This window comes from Streptomyces sp. NPDC029956, from assembly GCF_055574655.1.
Window position 1 is genome coordinate 32,613 of record NZ_JBVHZJ010000039.1, and the last position, 15,934, is coordinate 48,546.

15 protein-coding genes are annotated in these 15,934 nt (G+C 72.7%); 6 read left to right on the forward strand and 9 right to left on the reverse strand.

Annotated features, from left to right (window positions below):
* Window positions 1-39 precede the first annotated feature (39 nt).
* Both ACZ4XX_RS27125 and ACZ4XX_RS27130 read left to right on the forward strand, forming a co-directional pair.
* On the forward strand, window positions 40-633 hold the full coding sequence (locus ACZ4XX_RS27125; protein ID WP_468510479.1) for a TetR/AcrR family transcriptional regulator: 594 nt from the start codon (window positions 40-42) through the stop codon (window positions 631-633).
* A 135-nt stretch (window positions 634-768) separates the two neighbouring features.
* The gene (locus ACZ4XX_RS27130) at window positions 769-2,832 is read left to right on the forward strand and encodes a discoidin domain-containing protein (RefSeq protein WP_468510480.1); all 2,064 of its coding nucleotides are present in this window, start codon (window positions 769-771) and stop codon (window positions 2,830-2,832) included.
* Between the two features lie 112 nt (window positions 2,833-2,944).
* Here ACZ4XX_RS27130 and ACZ4XX_RS27135 read toward each other — a convergent pair whose 3' ends face one another.
* Window positions 2,945-4,231: a YncE family protein gene (locus tag ACZ4XX_RS27135; RefSeq protein ID WP_468510481.1), complete on the reverse strand. Its 1,287-nt coding sequence runs from the start codon at window positions 4,229-4,231 to the stop codon at window positions 2,945-2,947.
* Window positions 4,232-4,477: 246 nt separating this feature from the next.
* On the opposite strand from ACZ4XX_RS27135, the gene ACZ4XX_RS27140 reads away from it, so the two are divergent.
* Window positions 4,478-5,101, forward strand: a complete 624-nt coding sequence (locus ACZ4XX_RS27140; protein WP_468510482.1) for a CBS domain-containing protein — start codon at window positions 4,478-4,480, stop codon at window positions 5,099-5,101.
* Between the two features lie 143 nt (window positions 5,102-5,244).
* On the opposite strand, the gene ACZ4XX_RS27145 is transcribed toward ACZ4XX_RS27140, so the two are convergent.
* The 5 genes from ACZ4XX_RS27145 to ACZ4XX_RS27165 all read right to left on the reverse strand — a co-directional run bounded on the left by ACZ4XX_RS27145 (window position 5,245) and on the right by ACZ4XX_RS27165 (window position 8,858).
* A complete protein-coding gene (locus ACZ4XX_RS27145) occupies window positions 5,245-5,544 on the reverse strand; it encodes a DUF1876 domain-containing protein (RefSeq protein ID WP_468510483.1) in 300 nt (99 codons plus the stop codon).
* Between the two features lie 144 nt (window positions 5,545-5,688).
* Entirely contained in the window at window positions 5,689-5,829 is a 141-nt protein-coding gene (locus ACZ4XX_RS27150) for a hypothetical protein (RefSeq protein ID WP_468510484.1), read from the reverse strand.
* 239 nt (window positions 5,830-6,068) lie between these two features.
* Complete coding sequence (locus tag ACZ4XX_RS27155; RefSeq protein ID WP_468510524.1) at window positions 6,069-6,890, reverse strand: maleylpyruvate isomerase family mycothiol-dependent enzyme; 822 nt, start codon at window positions 6,888-6,890, stop codon at window positions 6,069-6,071.
* Window positions 6,891-7,143: 253 nt separating this feature from the next.
* On the reverse strand, window positions 7,144-8,493 hold the full coding sequence (lysA, locus tag ACZ4XX_RS27160; RefSeq protein WP_468510485.1) for a diaminopimelate decarboxylase: 1,350 nt from the start codon (window positions 8,491-8,493) through the stop codon (window positions 7,144-7,146).
* Window positions 8,494-8,507: 14 nt separating this feature from the next.
* The gene (locus tag ACZ4XX_RS27165; protein ID WP_468510486.1) at window positions 8,508-8,858 is read right to left on the reverse strand and encodes an SAV_915 family protein; all 351 of its coding nucleotides are present in this window, start codon (window positions 8,856-8,858) and stop codon (window positions 8,508-8,510) included.
* A gap of 586 nt (window positions 8,859-9,444) precedes the next feature.
* Between ACZ4XX_RS27165 and ACZ4XX_RS27170 the strand changes: the two genes are divergently transcribed.
* Together ACZ4XX_RS27170 and ACZ4XX_RS27175 are read left to right on the forward strand one after the other, a co-directional pair.
* Complete coding sequence (locus ACZ4XX_RS27170) at window positions 9,445-10,140, forward strand: type 1 glutamine amidotransferase domain-containing protein (protein ID WP_468510487.1); 696 nt, start codon at window positions 9,445-9,447, stop codon at window positions 10,138-10,140.
* 166 nt (window positions 10,141-10,306) lie between these two features.
* Window positions 10,307-11,278, forward strand: coding sequence for a LysR family transcriptional regulator (locus tag ACZ4XX_RS27175; protein WP_468510488.1), 972 nt, complete (start codon window positions 10,307-10,309; stop codon window positions 11,276-11,278).
* A gap of 60 nt (window positions 11,279-11,338) precedes the next feature.
* On the opposite strand, the gene ACZ4XX_RS27180 is transcribed toward ACZ4XX_RS27175, so the two are convergent.
* Window positions 11,339-13,498, reverse strand: coding sequence for a heavy metal translocating P-type ATPase (locus tag ACZ4XX_RS27180; protein ID WP_468510489.1), 2,160 nt, complete (start codon window positions 13,496-13,498; stop codon window positions 11,339-11,341).
* Between the two features lie 96 nt (window positions 13,499-13,594).
* Between ACZ4XX_RS27180 and ACZ4XX_RS27185 the strand changes: the two genes are divergently transcribed.
* Complete coding sequence (locus ACZ4XX_RS27185; RefSeq protein ID WP_468510490.1) at window positions 13,595-13,966, forward strand: ArsR/SmtB family transcription factor; 372 nt, start codon at window positions 13,595-13,597, stop codon at window positions 13,964-13,966.
* A gap of 3 nt (window positions 13,967-13,969) precedes the next feature.
* On the opposite strand, the gene ACZ4XX_RS27190 is transcribed toward ACZ4XX_RS27185, so the two are convergent.
* Complete coding sequence (locus ACZ4XX_RS27190; protein ID WP_468510491.1) at window positions 13,970-15,256, reverse strand: hypothetical protein; 1,287 nt, start codon at window positions 15,254-15,256, stop codon at window positions 13,970-13,972.
* Between the two features lie 246 nt (window positions 15,257-15,502).
* Window positions 15,503-15,868, reverse strand: a complete 366-nt coding sequence (locus tag ACZ4XX_RS27195) for an iron chaperone (protein ID WP_468510492.1) — start codon at window positions 15,866-15,868, stop codon at window positions 15,503-15,505.
* Window positions 15,869-15,934: the final 66 nt, after the last annotated feature.

Here is a 15,934-nt window from a genome sequence, read left to right on the forward strand (position 1 = left end):
GACCTGCGGTTACCCTGGCGCCGGACGCGAGGAGGAACCATGGGGCGGATGCCGTCGGCCGAACGACGCAGACAGCTGGTCGACGCGGCGATCAGGGCGATGACCAGGGACGGGGTCGCCCGGACCACCACCCGGTCGATCTGCGCCGAGGCGGGTGTCTCGCTGAGCGTGTTCCATTACTGCTTCGAGTCCAAGCAGGCCCTCCTCGAAGCCGCGATCGAGACGATCAACAGCAACTACGTGGCCCGCGTGATGTCGGCGGTCGAGCCGGGTGCCACCCTGCGCGAGACCGTGCGGGGCGCGCTCCAGTCGTACTGGGACCATGTCACGGCCCACCCGGGCGAGCACATGCTGACGTACGACCTCACCCAGTACGCCCTGCGGGAGCCGGGGTTCGAGCACGTGGCGCGCGCCCAGTACGAGCAGTACGTGGTGTCGGCGGTCGCGCTCGTCGAGCAGGTGCGTGCGATGCGGGGCATCGAGCCACGGGTGCCTGTGGAGACGATCGCCCGGTACCTGGCGGCGGCCATCGACGGTCTCACCCTCCAGTTCCTGGTCGTCGGGGACGAGAGGACCGCGTCGACCCTGCTCGATCTGACGGCCGATCAACTCGTGCTCCTCATCGACGGATAGGGGCACCCGGGTCCACTCGGGGGCAGCCTCATGACCATCAACAGGTCATCTGTCCCGGACTATTGACTCACTCCGCCATCACCGCGATCCTCGGGGCGCCCGGTACTCCCCCACCGTCCGGAGGCATCGCTGACCATGACTCGACCCATTTCGCGCCGGACCGGCGGCAGATCCGCCCTCCTCGCGCTGTTCCTCGCCCTGGCCGCCGTCCTCTTCGGCTCCGGTCCCGTCCCCGCCGCCGCCGCAGGCGGCTCGTGGTGGGAGCCCACGTCCCGGCCCGCGGCCGACTCGCAGATCAATGTCACGGGTGCGCCGTTCGCGGGAACGGACGCGCAGGGGAAGGTGCGCGGCTTCGTCGACGCGCACAACCACCTGATGTCCAACGAGGGCTTCGGCGGCCGGCTCATCTGCGGTCAGACGTTCTCCACGGCGGGCGCCGCGGAGGCGCTCAAGGACTGTCCCGAGCACTATCCCGACGGTTCGGGCGCACTGTTCGAGAACATCACCGGTGGGGCCGACGGCCATCACGACCCGGTCGGCTGGCCCACGTTCAAGGACTGGCCCGCCCACAACTCCCTGACGCACCAGCAGAACTACTACGCGTGGGTGGAGCGCGCCTGGCGCGGCGGGCAGCGGGTGCTCGTCAACGACCTGGTGACGAACGGCCTCATCTGCTCGATCCTGCCCCGTGACCGGAGCTGCGACGAGATGACGTCGATCCGCCTCCAGGCCCGTAAGACGTACGAGCTCCAGGACTACGTCGACGGGATGTACGGCGGACCGGGCAAGGGCTGGTTCCGGATCGTCACCTCCGCGGCGCAGGCCCGCTCGGTGATCGAGCAGGGCAAGCTCGCGGTGGTCCTGGGCGTCGAGACCTCGGAGCCGTTCGGCTGCAAGCAGATCCTCGATGTCGCTCAGTGCAGCAAGGAGGACATCGACCGCGGTCTCGACGAGCTGTACGGGCTCGGGGTCCGCAGCATGTTCCTGTGCCACAAGTTCGACAACGCGCTGTGCGGGGTCCGCTTCGACTCGGGCGCCATCGGTACGGCGGTCAACATCGGCCAGTTCCTGTCGACGGGCACGTTCTGGGCGACGGAGAAGTGCGCGGGCCCGCAGCACGACAACCCGATCGGGCTGGCGGCCGCCCCGGTGATGGCGTCCAAGCTGCCGCCGGGCGTGAGCACCCCCTCGTACGCCTCCGACGCGAAGTGCAACACGCGTGGTCTGACCAGGCTCGGTGAGCACGCCCTGCGGGGCATGATCGACCGCGGCATGATGCTGGAGCTGGACCACATGAGCGTCAAGGCCGCCGGGCGGGCGCTCGACATCCTGGAGTCCGAGGAGTACCCGGGCGTCCTGTCCAGCCACAGCTGGATGGACCTGGACTGGACGGAGCGCCTCTACAAGCTGGGCGGTTTCGTCGCCCAGTACATGCACGGCGCGGAGGGCTTCGTCGGCGAGGCGGGCCAGAAGGCCGCGCTGCGCGCGAAGTACAAGGTGGGTCTCGGTTACGGCACCGACATGAACGGCGTCGGCGGCTGGCCGGCCCCGGTGGGCAGCGGGGCGCCGAACGCGGTGAAGTACCCCTTCCGCAGCTTCGACGGCGGTTCGGTGATCGACCGCCAGGTGACGGGCGACCGCACCTGGGACCTCAACACCGACGGCGCGGCGCACAACGGCCTGGTGCCGGACTGGGTCGAGCAGATCCGGCTCAGCGGCGGCCAGGGCGTCGTCGACGAGCTGGCGGCCGGGGCGGAGTCGTACCTGACCACGTGGAAGGCGACCGAGAACCACGAGCCGGGGGTCAACCTCGCGAAGGGCGCGCCGGGTTCGGCGAGCTCCTCGGAGTGGAACCCGTTCGTCAGCTACGCGCCGGGCCGCGCGCTCGACGGCGACACCGGCTCGCGCTGGGCCAGCGACTGGTCGGACGACCAGTGGTTGGGCGTGGACCTCGGGGCCGTCCGCAGGGTGGGCAGGGTCACCCTGGACTGGGAGCGTGCGTACGCGCGCCAGTACCGGATCGACGTGTCGGAGAACGGCACGGACTGGCGGACGGTGTGGTCCACGGACGCCGGTGACGGCGGGTACGACACGGCGGAGTTCCCGTCGACGTCGGCCCGTTACGTGCGGATCCACGGCGAGCGGAGGGCGACCCAGTGGGGCTATTCGCTCTACGAGGTCGCGGTGCACAGAGCCTGAGCACGCTGGGGGCTTGAGCATGCACGGGGCCTGGGCAGCACAGGGCTCGAACGTGCGTGGGCGGGGGCCGGCCGGATCGTCCTTCGATCCGGCCGGTCCCCGCCGCCGGTTCTCAACTCCCGTCGACACCGGCCCAGTCGGCCGGAATGTGGGCGAGCCGCACGCGCTGCGGGTGGTCGCCGACATCCACGGAGGCCACGCGGCGTCCGGTGGCGAAGTCGATCGCGGTGACGCGGTCGGAGCCGCTCTCGGAGATGACGCAGGACCGTCCGTCCCCGCTCACGGTCGCCCAGTACGGCTTGGACGCCTCGACGAGCGGGCCCTCCTGGAGGGTGGCGCGGTCGACCACGGTGGCGTAGTCGTCCATCGTTCCCGCGACGCAGAGCCTGCTGCCGTCGGGGCTCATCGAAAGGCCGTGGTGGCGCGAGTCGTTGACCCAGGTGGTGCGGTCGGGGTCGGTCTTCGGGTTGCCGGGGAGGACCTTGGCCCGGGTGATGCGGTCGGTGGTGACGTCGTACTCCAGGAGGCCGTTGTAGAACGAGACCTGGAGGTAGAGCTTCTTCTCGTCCGGGGTGAAGGCGACGGGCCTGACGGCGTCGGAGAGGTCGCTGCGGCCGAAGGCGTCGAGCCGCTCGCGCATGTCGATGACGCGGACGGTCCTGAAGGTGGTGGCGTCGACGACGGTGATGCGGCGGTCTCCCTTGGTCCAGTCGAGCCAGGGGGCGTCGAGGGCGGTGGTCACCTCGCCGATGGACATGTTCCACAGGAGGCCGTCGGAGGTGAAGACGTTCTCGTGGGGCTTGTCGCCCGTCTTGAAGGAGCCGATCTCGCGGCCGGTGCCGATGTCGAGGACGTGCACGGTGTTCGCGGTGGACGCGGAGACCGCGACCCGGCTGCCGTCGGGCGAGACGGCCATGTGGTCGGCACGGTAACCGGCCACGGGGAACCGCCAGTTGATCCGGCCGGTGCGCAGATCGAGGGAGACGACATCGGCGAAGCTCGGCCGGGAGACGACCATGGAGGCCCCGTCGGGGGTCGCGTACATGTCGTCGACGAACTGGTCGTGCCCCTCCCCCGGGCCGCTGCGGACACCGAGGAAGAACGCGAGCTTGACGGGGTTCAGATAGATCTCACGGAGGCGCTCCTCCTTGTCGGGGACGACGTTCACGCGGCCGATGCGGTGGAAGTCGCCCCGGGCGGCGATGACGTCGGCCGTGCCGTCCCAGTTGTTGCCGACGAACATCGCCTCGCGGAGTCCGGCGGCCGCCGGCGCCTCGGTGGCGGCCGGTCCGGGGACGGCCGAACCGGTGCCGCCGGCCGTGGCGACGAGGGCGACGGCCACTGCGAGGGCGGCGGCGAGGCGGCGGGGGCGGGTGGACGGCGTACGGGGAGAGGGCATGCGAGGGTCCTTCTTCCGGATCGAAGGGCTGGCTTCGGGGGCGACTGCGGACATGACGTCGGGTGGGGCTGCGGGTGCGACTCCCGTCGCGACGTGAGGGCTGGCTTCCGTCGCGGCTTCCGTCGCGACTTACCCGAAGTAACCATGCACATGACAAGCCTTGCAAGTCCCCGTCGCCCCCTTGTCCCGCTCCGGCGCCCGGTAGGAGATCATGGACTCCGGAACCCAGAAGGGACGGAACGGACGATGAGGCACCGCAGTGTCGCCGACCTGATGACGCCGACCGCGGTGGCGGTACAGCCAGGGACGTCGTTCAAGGAGATCGCGCGGCTCCTCGACGAGTACGGCATCACCGCCGTCCCGGTGGTCGACGACGAGAACCGGCCCGTGGGCGTGGTCTCCGAGGCCGACCTCCTGCGGCGGCACACCGCGAAGGACGGGCCGAGCACCGCGGAAGCCATGATGTCGAGCCCCGTCGTGACGGCCAGGCCCTCCTGGACGGCCGTCGAGGCGGCCCGCCTCATGGAACGGCACCGGGTGAAGCGACTGCCGGTCGTCGACGCGGAGGGGAAGCTGATCGGAGTGCTGAGCCGGAGCGACCTGCTCCAGCTGTTCCTGCGGAGGGACCGCTCGATTCAGGAGGAGATCCGCGAGGACGTGGTCGTCCGCATCCTGCGCCTCTCCCCCTCCGCCGTCCACATCGACGTCGACGAGGGCCGGGTGACACTGAGCGGCACGCTGGACCGCGCCGGCATCGGACCGATCCTCGTCCGGCTGTGCGAGACGGTGGACGGGGTGGTGGAGGTCGAGGACCGGCTGACGTACGAGGACGAACGGGTCGCCGAGGGCGGGGCGGGCGGGGCCGCATAGGCGCGGCGCAGGAGCGGCTCAGGGGCGGCTCAGGAGCGGCTCGGGGTCGGACGACGACCCGGTGCAGGACGCGGCCGCCCCCGCCCGGCGGCGCGTCGCTCACCTGCCGCCGGATCCTCGCCCCGCAGACGCACGCGGGCCGGTCAGGAGACCGCCTCCGGCCAGCCGTAGCCGGGTCCCGTGTGCTGGGGTACGGTCCCGGCGCCCACCGCCTCCATCTCCCGGTTGGCCTCGCGCATGAGCTTGCCGGCCAGGTCCCTCATCGCCCGGCTCGCCGCGAGCTCGTCACCGATCGCCGGAACGTCGACGTCCGACGGGTTGCAGCGGGCGGAGCCGTGACCCCTGAGGGTCGAGTTGCCGGTCAGGAGCCGGGCCTCGGCCTTGGTCCTGCCGTCGTCCTCGACCAGCTCCACGCCGACGGTCCACTCCAGGGTGCGGGTCATGATCTGCCTCCTCGCGGAGCCGGCCCCGCGCGACCGGGGCGCGGCCCCTTCCGATACCTCCAGGATCCATCGGCGCGCGCCGAGCGGCACGCCGCGCGACGGGAGGTGACGGAACAGGAGCGCGTCCGCACGCTCGGTGGCCGGTCAGCTGGGCGCGTGGGCGGCGAGGACCGCCGTACGCAGGCCGTCGTAGTCGGTCCTCACGGGTTCCAGCGCGATCAGCGAGGAGAGGCTGATGGCGGCCTGTGCACCCTTCTGTTCGTCCAGGGTCCGGGTCGGGAGCACGTAGAAGATCCACTGGGAGAGGTCCAGCGGATCGAGCGTCGGCTTGTGCCGGTGGTGGGTAGTGGGCCCAGGCCCAGAATCCGAGCAGCGTGCCGTGCGCGGTGTCGCGCAGGTGGAGCGGCTCGTCGCCGGAACGGCGGGCCGCCGGAAGGGGTCCCAGGAGGTCGGTCACGCGACCGTACTCCGCCGAACCGCCTTCCCGCGTACGACGGAAGGACCGCGGGCGGCGCCCCGGAGGCCTACGGGGCGCGGAAGAGGCGCGGGAAGCGGGGGGCCAGCCAGGGCCTGCGGCCCCAGCCGAGGGCCTTGCCGCGGGCGATCACGGGCCAGGGGTCGATGCGGCCGAGGCCGAGGAGGAGGAAGGCGACCGGCTCGGTGAGGATGGTGCAGTCCGGGCGGGCGGGCGGCTCGTGGGTGGTCTCGACGGCGCCGTCGGTGACGAGGACGCCGAAGCTCGGACCGCTGCGGAGCCGCACCGCGAAGCGGGCCGTCAGGCCGTCGACGGCGGCCGGGTCGGTCACCCGGGGCATCGCCTCGATCATGAACGGCAGCGTGAGGTCGACCCGCCGCGCGTCCAGCATGTGGGGGCGGCCGACGGCACGGGCGAGGTCGTAGCCGTGGCCGAGCATGTGGGTCAGCAGGTACGAGCCGAGGACGGCCGGGCGCATGGCGCCGAGCGGGGCGGAGAGGAGCACCTCCGGATCACGGTCCTCCACGGACGCGAGGAAGGCTTCGGCCGCGGCGGTGATCATCTCGGCGAGGGGACCGGGTGCCCGCTCGTCGAATCCGGCGAGCGCGCGCTCGTTGGCGTCGGCGAGGCTCCCGGGGGTGCCGTCGCCGTAGGGGCGTTCGTGTCCGGCGGCCAGGTCGGCCATGAGGACGTTGGCCTGCGCCAGGTGGGCGGCGGCCTCCCCGAGGGTCCAGGTGGACCGGGGTACGGGCAGCCCGGCACCGTTCCCGCCGGGCGCGGCGCGCAGCACCGTGGCGATGTCCTCGGCCGTCCCCCGTATCGCCTCCGCGAGCCCCTCGGGCAGCACCCCGACCGCACCCACTCGTTCCACCGTCACTCCGCACCCCTCCAGGCCGGCGGCCCCACGTGAGGCACCGGTTGGTGAGGGACCGTACCAGTGAGTAGGTCCCGTGGCACCGGTCGCGTCAGCCGCACGTCCATCGGCACCCCGGTCGCGTCAGCCGCACGTCCATCGGCATCCCGGTCGCGTCCGCCGCACGTCGAGGTCGGCCATGCGTCGGTGAACACGGGCCTCGACCGGATCGTCCGCAACGACCCGATCGCCCTTCCGGCGTCCCCGCCGACTAGAGACCGACGTCCCGGGCCCGGAGGTCCTCGAGCGTCTCCCTGCGCACCAGGAGTCGCGCGTGGCCGTCGCGCACGGCGACCACCGGCGGGCGGCCCACGAGGTTGTACGAGGAGGCCATCGAGAGGTGGTACGCGCCGGCCACCGGCACCGCGACCAGGTCTCCCGGGTGGGTGTCGGCGGGCAGCGACACGTCCTCGGCCAGGACGTCTCCGGCCTCGCAGTGGCGGCCGACGACCGTCACACTCTCTCCGGCGGACGCCGAGTGACGGCCGATCAGACGCGGGGCGTAGCGCACCCCGTACAACGCGGGCCGTGGGTTGTCGCTCATCCCACCGTCGACCGCCACGAAGGTCCGTCCGGGGGTGCGCTTGACCGCGAGGACCCGGTAGACGGCGACTCCGGCCGGTCCTGAGACGGCACGGCCCGGCTCGATGACGAGGCGTGGGGCGGGGAGGCCGGCGGCGGCGCAGCTCCCGGCAAGTTCGGCGCGGACCTTGTGGGCGAGGGCGGTGAGGTCGAGGGCGGGCTCCCCGGGACGGTACGCGATGCCGTGGCCGCCGCCGAGGTCGAGCTCCGGCAGGGTGACCCCGTGGGTGTCACGCACCCTCGTCATGAGGCCGACGAGCCGCCGCACGGCCACGAGATACGGCTTGACGTCCGTGATCTGTGAACCCAGGTGGCAATGGATGCCGGTGAGTTCGAGCTGCGGCTGGTCGAGTATCCGGGCGATCGCGTGCTGGGCGTGGCCGTCCCGGAGGGAGAGGCCGAACTTCTGGTCGTCGGAGCCCGTACGGATCTTCCGGTGGCCGCCCGCGCTGATCCCGGGCGTCACGCGGACCATGACCCTCTGGTGGCCGCTGGTACCGACCGCGGCGGCGATGCGCGCGATCTCGGCGGGGGTGTCGATGACGATCCGGCCCACGCCCAGGCGCAGTGCGGTGCCCAGGTCCTGCGGCGACTTGGCGTTGCCGTGGAGCAGGATCCGGTCGGCCGGGAAGCCGGTGGTGACGGCGAGCTCCAGTTCACCGGCGGAGCACACGTCCAGGCCGAGTCCCTCCTCCTCCACCCAGCGGGCGAGGGCGCGGCACAGGAAGGCCTTGGCCGCGTAGTGGATCTCGGCGTCGGGGAAGGCGCTGCGATAGGTGCGGCAGCGTGCGCGTACCTCGTTCTCGTCCAGGACGTACACGGGCGTGCCGTGGCTCTCGGCGATGCCGGTGAGGGACACGCCGCCGACGAGGAGGCCCCCGTGGGGCCGCTCGGTGGTGGATGCGGGCCAGACGGAGAGCGCGTCGGCGCCGGGGGCGGTTCCGGTCGCGGAGCGGGGCCGGGTGTCGAGTGTGGTCATCTCAGGGTCTCCCGTCAGCTCGTGAGCGCGGTCAGGGGCCGCGGCAGCGACTCCGGCAGGAGTACGGAGGTGGTGACGGCCCGGGGAGCCGTCAGTACCGGGTCGATCCTCGGTTCGTGGACGCCCAGCGGCTCCGTCAGTGCCCGCAGCGCGGGTTCCGACAGCCGGATCCAGGGCTGGTCGGCGCCCAGGACGGCCCTCAGCCGTGCCGGGTCGGTGAACGCGACAGCGGTCCTGCCGCCGACCGGCGTGCGGAACAGACGGATCACGAAGCCGCAGGAGCCCGGCCGGACGGGCACGCAGAGGCGTCCGGCCGGGTACGGTTCTCCGGGCTCCGGGTCGTCTCCGTACAGGGCGTCTGCCATGGGTTCCTCCAGAGGAGCGAAAGACTGTCCCCGGCACGGTCGCGCCGGGGGTGTCTTCGACGCTATGCCCGGTGATCACCGCTCCCGGGTCCGCCCTGACGCGCTCCTGACGCGCGGGGGCCGAATGCATACACCCCGCTGACGTGCGTGCGTTCCTCCCGGGGCGCACCCGGCGTCTTGACCCCCACCGCCCCCACCACCCCAGGGCGCACAACCCACGGCGAGCGGCGGGGAGCGAGCGGCACGCGGCGAGCGGCGTTCAGCGAGCGGGACCTCGGCGCCCCGCACGTGTGCATGCCGCCATCGGGGTCACTCCGCTCGCCCGTCGGCGCACCTTCCGGGGCACGATGCCGGCAGCGGCCGGGACGACGGCCGTCCGAGCTTTCCGCAGGTCGGCGGGATGGGCGTATTCCCGCGGAGCCATCGGAGTTCCCATGGCAGCCATTGGATTCCGCATTGGAAAGGTCTCCGGGACGGGGCTACGTTCGAGGACATCGCCACACCGACGGTGCCCGCACCGGGCACCGGGTGGGTGATCACCGCTCTTCGGGCCGGAACCCGGCCCGTACCTCCCGGGAGAACCCTCATGCCCAAGATCCTTTTCGTGTTGACCGGCACCGACTTCTGGACCCTGGCCGACGGTACGAAGCACCCGACCGGCTTCTGGGCCGAGGAGGCGGCCGCGCCGTACGAGGCGTTCACCGCCGCCGGGTACGAGGTCGTCGTCGCCACCCCCGGCGGCGTCGTCCCGACCGTCGACAAGAGCAGCCTCGCCCCGGAGTTCAACGGCGGGCAGGAGGGTGCGGACAAGGTCGCCGCCGTCATCGACTCGCTCGCCGAGCTCCAGCACCCGCTCCGCCTCGAGGACGTGGATCTGGCCGACTACGCGGCCGTCTTCTACCCGGGCGGCCACGGCCCCATGGAGGACCTCGCGGTCGACGCGACCTCGGGCCGGCTGCTGATCGAGGCCCTGAACTCCGGCAAGCCGCTGGCCGTCGTCTGCCACGGCCCGGCCGCGCTGCTCGCCGCCACGAAGGACGACGGCACCAACGCCTTCGCCGGCTACAAGGTCACCGCGTTCTCCAACGACGAGGAGACCCAGTCCGGTTTCGCCGACAAGGCGAAGTGGCTCCTGGAGACCCGCCTCGTCGAGGCCGGCGTCGACGTCCAGGTCGGCGAGCCGTGGGCGCCGAAGGTCGTCGTCGACCGCAACCTCATCACCGGCCAGAACCCGGCCTCGTCCGCCCCGCTCGCGGAGCGCGTCCTGAAGGAACTCGGCTGATACGACCCCGGACAGACCCGGCCGGCCCTGGACGCCGGCCCCGGAGTGCCGCGGACGCCCCCTGACACGGGCCCCGGTGGCCTGACGCCCCGCACCCTGAGGGTGCGGGGCGTCGGTGCGTCGTGCGGGGGCGCTCCCGTCATAGGAATCCCGGTAGGCTTCCCGTGTGAGGCATACGGATCCTGATGGGCCGGTCGGCGTTCCCCGCCCCGGTACGGCGACGCCCGGCGGCGGCAGCACGGGACCGGCGGACCTGAATCTGCTGCGCACCTTTCTTGCGGTCTACCGCTCCGGCTCGTTCACCGCAGCCGCCGGGCTCCTGGGGCTTTCGCAGCCCACGGTGACGACCCAGATCCGCTCCCTGGAGCGGCAGACGGGCCGCGAACTGTTCGAGCGACTGCCGCGCGGCGTCGCCCCGACCACCGTCGCCCACGACCTCGCAGCCCGTGTCGCGGCTCCGCTCGACGCGCTCGCCGCCGCGGCCGGCCATGACACCGAACCCCACGAGCGGGCCGCCCCCGTGCACCTGGCGGGCCCCGCCGAGCTGCTCTGCACCCGCGTCCTGCCGGCCCTGGCACCGCTGGCCGCCGAAGGGGTACGGCTCCGGATCACGCCGGGCCTCACCGAAGCGCTCCTCGACGAACTCCGTTCGGGACGCCATGACTTGGTGATCGCCACCTTCCGGCCGCGGGGGCGCGCTCTCACCGCCGTACCTCTGATGGACGAGGAGTTCGTGCTCGTCGCAGCCCCCACGTGGGCCGACCTCGTCGGGGAGCGGCTGGCGGAGGAGGGCCCGGCGGCGCTGCACTCCGTCCCGCTCGTCAGTTACGCCGAGGACCTGCCGATAGCCCGTCGGTACTGGCGCCACGTCTTCGGCAGCCGGCTCTCCCGCCCCGCCGCCGTCACCGTCCCCGACCTGCGCGGCGTCCTCGCGGCGGTCACCGCCGGGGCGGGCTTCACGGTCCTGCCCCGCTATCTCTGCGAGGCCGAACTGGCCTCGGGCGCCCTCGTGCCCCTGCACCACCCGGATGACCCGCCCATCAACACCGCCTACCTCGCCCAGCGTCCCGGCCGCCCCGCCCACCCCGACGTCACCCGTGTCCGGGACCTCCTGGTGGAGACCGGACGCACCTGGTGACGCCGCCTCAGCACCGTGGCCGCGGCTCGCGGTCGGGCGGCGCCGCTCGCGTACGACCGCTCAAGGCCTGGTCCCGCTGGATGCGGTCCCGGCGGACGGGGTGTCTGCAGACGCGGTCCCGGCGGACGGGGTGTCACCGGACGGGATCCCGGCCGACGACGCCGCGGTCGCGGCCGCGCGCCGCCATGCGGCCTCCCGGAGAAGGCGCAGACCGTTGAGGCCGACCAGGACCGTGGAGCCCTCGTGGCCGAGGACCCCGAGGGGCAGCGGCAGGGTGCCCACGAGGTCCCAGAGCACCAGGCCGGTGATGAACACTCCCGCGATGACGAGGTTCTGCACGACCAGCCCGCGGGCGCGGCGGGAGAGCGCGACGACCGTGGGGACGGTGGCGAGTTCGTCGCGGACGATCACCGCGTCCGCCGTCTCCAGGGCGAGGTCGGAGCCCGCGCGGCCCATGGCGATGCCGGTGTGGGCGGCGGCCAGTGCGGGCGCGTCGTTGACGCCGTCGCCGATCACCAGGACCTTGCGTCCTGTCCTCTCCCACTCCTGGACTGCGGCGACCTTGTCCTGGGGCAGCAGTCCGGCGCGCACGTCGGTGATGCCGACGTCGGCGGCCAGGCGGGCGGCGGCGCGCGGATTGTCCCCGGTGAGCAGCGTCGGCACGGTGCCGGTCAGCCCGGTCAGGGCGGCGACGGTGGCGGCGGCGTCGGGACGCAGCCGGTCCGCGACGCCGAGGACGCCGGCGGGCATGCCGTCGACCCTGACCAGGACGGCGGTGTGCCCGTCCGCCTCCAGTTCGGCCGCAAGGCCCGCGGCCGCGGTGGCGGCCCGTGCGGCCTGTGCGGCCCGTGCGGCCCCTCCGACCCGCGTGTCCTCAACCTCACCCTCGTCCTCAACCTCACCCTCGTCCTCAACCCCGGCCCCGTGCAGGAGCCGGGCGGGGGCGCCGACCTCGACGGTGTCGCCGCCGACGGTTGCGGTGACACCGACACCGGGGGTGGAGCTGAAGTCCTCGGCGGGCAGGAGCCGATGACCGCGTGCCCGGGCGGCGAGGACGACCGCGCGGGCCAGCGGGTGTTCGCTGGGCTGCTCGGCGGCCGCCGCGAGGGCGAGGAGCCGGCCCTCGTCCGCTTCGCACGCGCCGGGGACGGGGCGGACGGCCGTGACCCATGGGGTTCCCTCGGTGAGCGTCCCCGTCTTGTCGAGGGCCACGGCGTCGACCTGCCCGAGCCGCTCCATGACGACGGCGGACTTCACGAGGACGCCGTGCCGGCCGGCGTTGGCCAGGGCGGAGAGCAGTGGCGGCATGGTGGCGAGCACCACGGCGCACGGTGAGGCGACGATCATGAAGGTCATGGCGCGCAGCAGGGCGTCGGTCGGTCCGGCCCCGAACGCGAGCGGTACGAAGAACACCGCGAGGGTGGCCGCGACCATGCCGAGCGAGTACCGCTGTTCGATCTTCTCGATGAAGAGCTGCGTGGGGGCCTTGGTCTCGGAGGCCTCCTCGACCATCCGTACGATCCTGGCGATCACCGAGTCCGAGGCATCCCGCTCGACCTCGACGCGGAGCGCGCCGGTGCCGTTGAGGGTGCCGGCGAAGACCTCGTCGCCGGTCTGCTTGGCCACCGGCAGCGGTTCTCCCGTGATGGTGGCCTGGTCGACCTCGCTCGCCCCCTCCAGAACCCGGCCGTCGGCCCCGATCCGCTCCCCCGGGCGGATCACGACGACGTTCCCGACCACGAGGCAGGCGGTCGCGACGGTCTCCTCGGCGCCGTCGTCGAGGAGACGGGTCGCGGTGGCCGGGGCGAGGTCGAGCAGCCCGCGCACCGAGTCGGCGGTACGGGCGGTGGCCACCGCCTCCAGGGCCCCGGAGGTCGCGAAGATGACGATCAGGAGCGCGCCGTCCAGGACCTGCCCGATGGCGGCGGCGCCGAGGGCGGCGACCACCATGAGCAGGTCGACGTCCAGGGTCTTGTCCTTGAGGGCCTTCAGGCCCTCCCATGCCGGTTCCCAGCCGCCGGTGAGGTAGGTGGCGGCGAAGAGCGGCCCCCACGTCCATGCCGGAGCGCCGAGCAGGTCCAGGGGAAGCCCGACGAGGAACAGCACCAGGGCGGCCAGTGCCCAACGGGCCTCCGGCAGTGCCAGGAGGCGGGTGCGCCGGCGCACGGCCGGAGGTTCGGCGGAGGGCCGTGCGGGCTTGGCGGTCAGGGTGGAGGCCATGACAGAGGGAGTCCTTCACGGGAGGTGTCGTACGTCCCCACCGTACAGGAACACTTGAACATCCTTTCATGTATTCGTTTCCGTAGGATGGCACCCATGGGCCACGGAGTGAACGCACCGGACAGCAGCACGGCACCGCGCACCCGTCTGACCCCGGAGAACGCCCAGCAGGTCGCCACCACACTCCAGGCGCTGTCCACCCCGTCGCGGCTGCTCATCCTGGCCCGCCTGCGCGAAGGACCCTGCGCGGCGACCGAACTGGCGGCGGCCGTGGGCATGGAACAGTCCGCCTGCTCCCACCAGTTGCGCCTGCTGCGCAACCTCGGCCTCGTCACCGGCACCCGCGAGGGCCGCTCCGTCGTCTACGCGCTCCACGACGACCATGTCGCGGGCCTCCTCGACCAGGCTCTCTACCACGTGGAGCACCTCCGCCTCGGCATGACCGACACGGCCGCGGCGACACGCTGACGATCAACGCAGGAGCGGGCCGTACGCCTGGCGCACGGCGAGGGACTCCATCTGCCGCACGGCCGGCAGTGCGGTCCCCACGGCGACGCTCGCCACGATCAGCAGCGTCGTCGCGCTGAGGGCGAACCGCCCGGCGGGCCCGTCGAGCGGGAGGAGGGCGAGCACGGGGGCCAGGGCGACCCCCGTCAGGGCGAGCGCGGCGGTCAGCCCGATCCGCGACTGGACGTACGCGAAGTACTGCGCGGTCTGCGGCCCCGTACGGACGCCGGGTACGAACAGGCCCGACCGCTTCAGCCGGTCGGCGAGGTCGGGGGCGGCGGGCTCGACGCGGGCGCGGAGCCACGTGTACGCGAAGACGACCAGGACGTACACGGGCAGGAGCCACGGCCCGGCCGGCGCGGGCACGAGGAGCAGCAGCGAGGCCGGGATCATCACGACGAAGCCGTCCTGGCCGCCCCTGACGGGGACGTACGTCGGCGTGGGGCCGAGGAGACCACGGCCGACCATCCGCTTGGCCCGCTGCACGGGGACGCGCCGCTCGCTCTGCCGCACGACGACGACCACCACCGTCATGACCACGAGCGCGAGCACCACGGCGAGGGGGAGCAGCGCGCCGCGCGCGCCGCCGGTCTCCCGGGCGGCGCTCGCCACCTGGCCCGGGACGACGGCGGCGAGTTGGGCGAGGAAGAGCACGGAGAGCCCGTCACCGACCCCGCGCGCCGTGATCAGCCCGCTCAGCCCGAGAACGGCCGCCGTGCCCGCGGCCATGGTCGCCACCAGTGCGACGGTCACGATCGGGCCGTCGGCGGGATCGCGGAGCAGCCCCGGACTCCCGGAGCCGCAGATGCCGGCGAGGGGGACGCATCCGTCACCGGCCGCCACCCATACTCCGAGGGCCGCGGCCAGAAGCACGGCGAGCCCTCTGGTCCGGCGCGCGATCACCGCGGCACCCTCGTTGCCGGACGCCGACAGGAGCCGTGTCCGCGGAATCAACGGCCCTGCGACCTCCATGACGAACCGCGCGGCGATGACGGGCACGATCCCCAAGGTGAACACCGACAGCTGCCCGAGGCCACCTCCGGTGAGCAACTCGACCAGCCCATGCAGCCGTTGCCCTGCCCCGTCACCCTCGGCTGCCGCACCGTCGGCCGCCGCCGCGACCCTGGCCGGCGTCTCGCCGCGTACGCCCGGGAGGGGCAGGTTCTGCCCCAGTCGGAACAGCACCACGGCGAGCAGGGTCCACAGCAGTCTCCTCCGCACCTCGGGTACGCGCAGTAAGCGTGCGAGCATGACCGACTCCCCCGTCCGTCCCTGCGGCCCCGGAACCTGCCCGACGGGCGGCCCGGCGGACGGCCAGTAACCGCCCCTCCGAACGCTCGCCGTTGTTGGACACGCAGTCAACTCCCCCATAGGGAAGTGCCGACGGCGGTCTGCGTACCTGCATGTGCCGGAGGAAACCTGCGTACGTCGTCGGTGTGTTCACCGTCCGGCCGCGAAGGCCACGACGGCCGCGAAGTCAGCCGGGGGCGGATACCGTCAGCAGACCGTACCGGGGCGGACGGCGGTGGCCTTCAGGAGGTCACGCACCAGGTCGAAGTCGATGTGCTCGGGCTTCCGGAACCGCAGGCACCCCTTACCCATGTCCTGTTCCGCCAGCCGCTCCGTGAAGGCGTCGCGGACGTCGCCGCGCATGAGGTAGAAGGAGATGTACTGCTTCTGGCCGGCGAAGGCGATCTCGGCGACGCCGTCCCGCTCGTAGACCGGCATGCCGTACGCCATCGACTCCGTGAAGCCGACCAGCTCCTCCCGGCACAGCTCCCGCAGCCGCGCAAGCGCCTCCCGCCGGGGCGCGGGCACCTCGGCCAGGTATCCGTCGACGTCTTCAGCACTGCTCTGGACCATACGGCGAGCCTACCGACCGGGCGCCTCGGCAGCCCGCCCACCGGCAGAGCTTCGAGCTCGACGCAC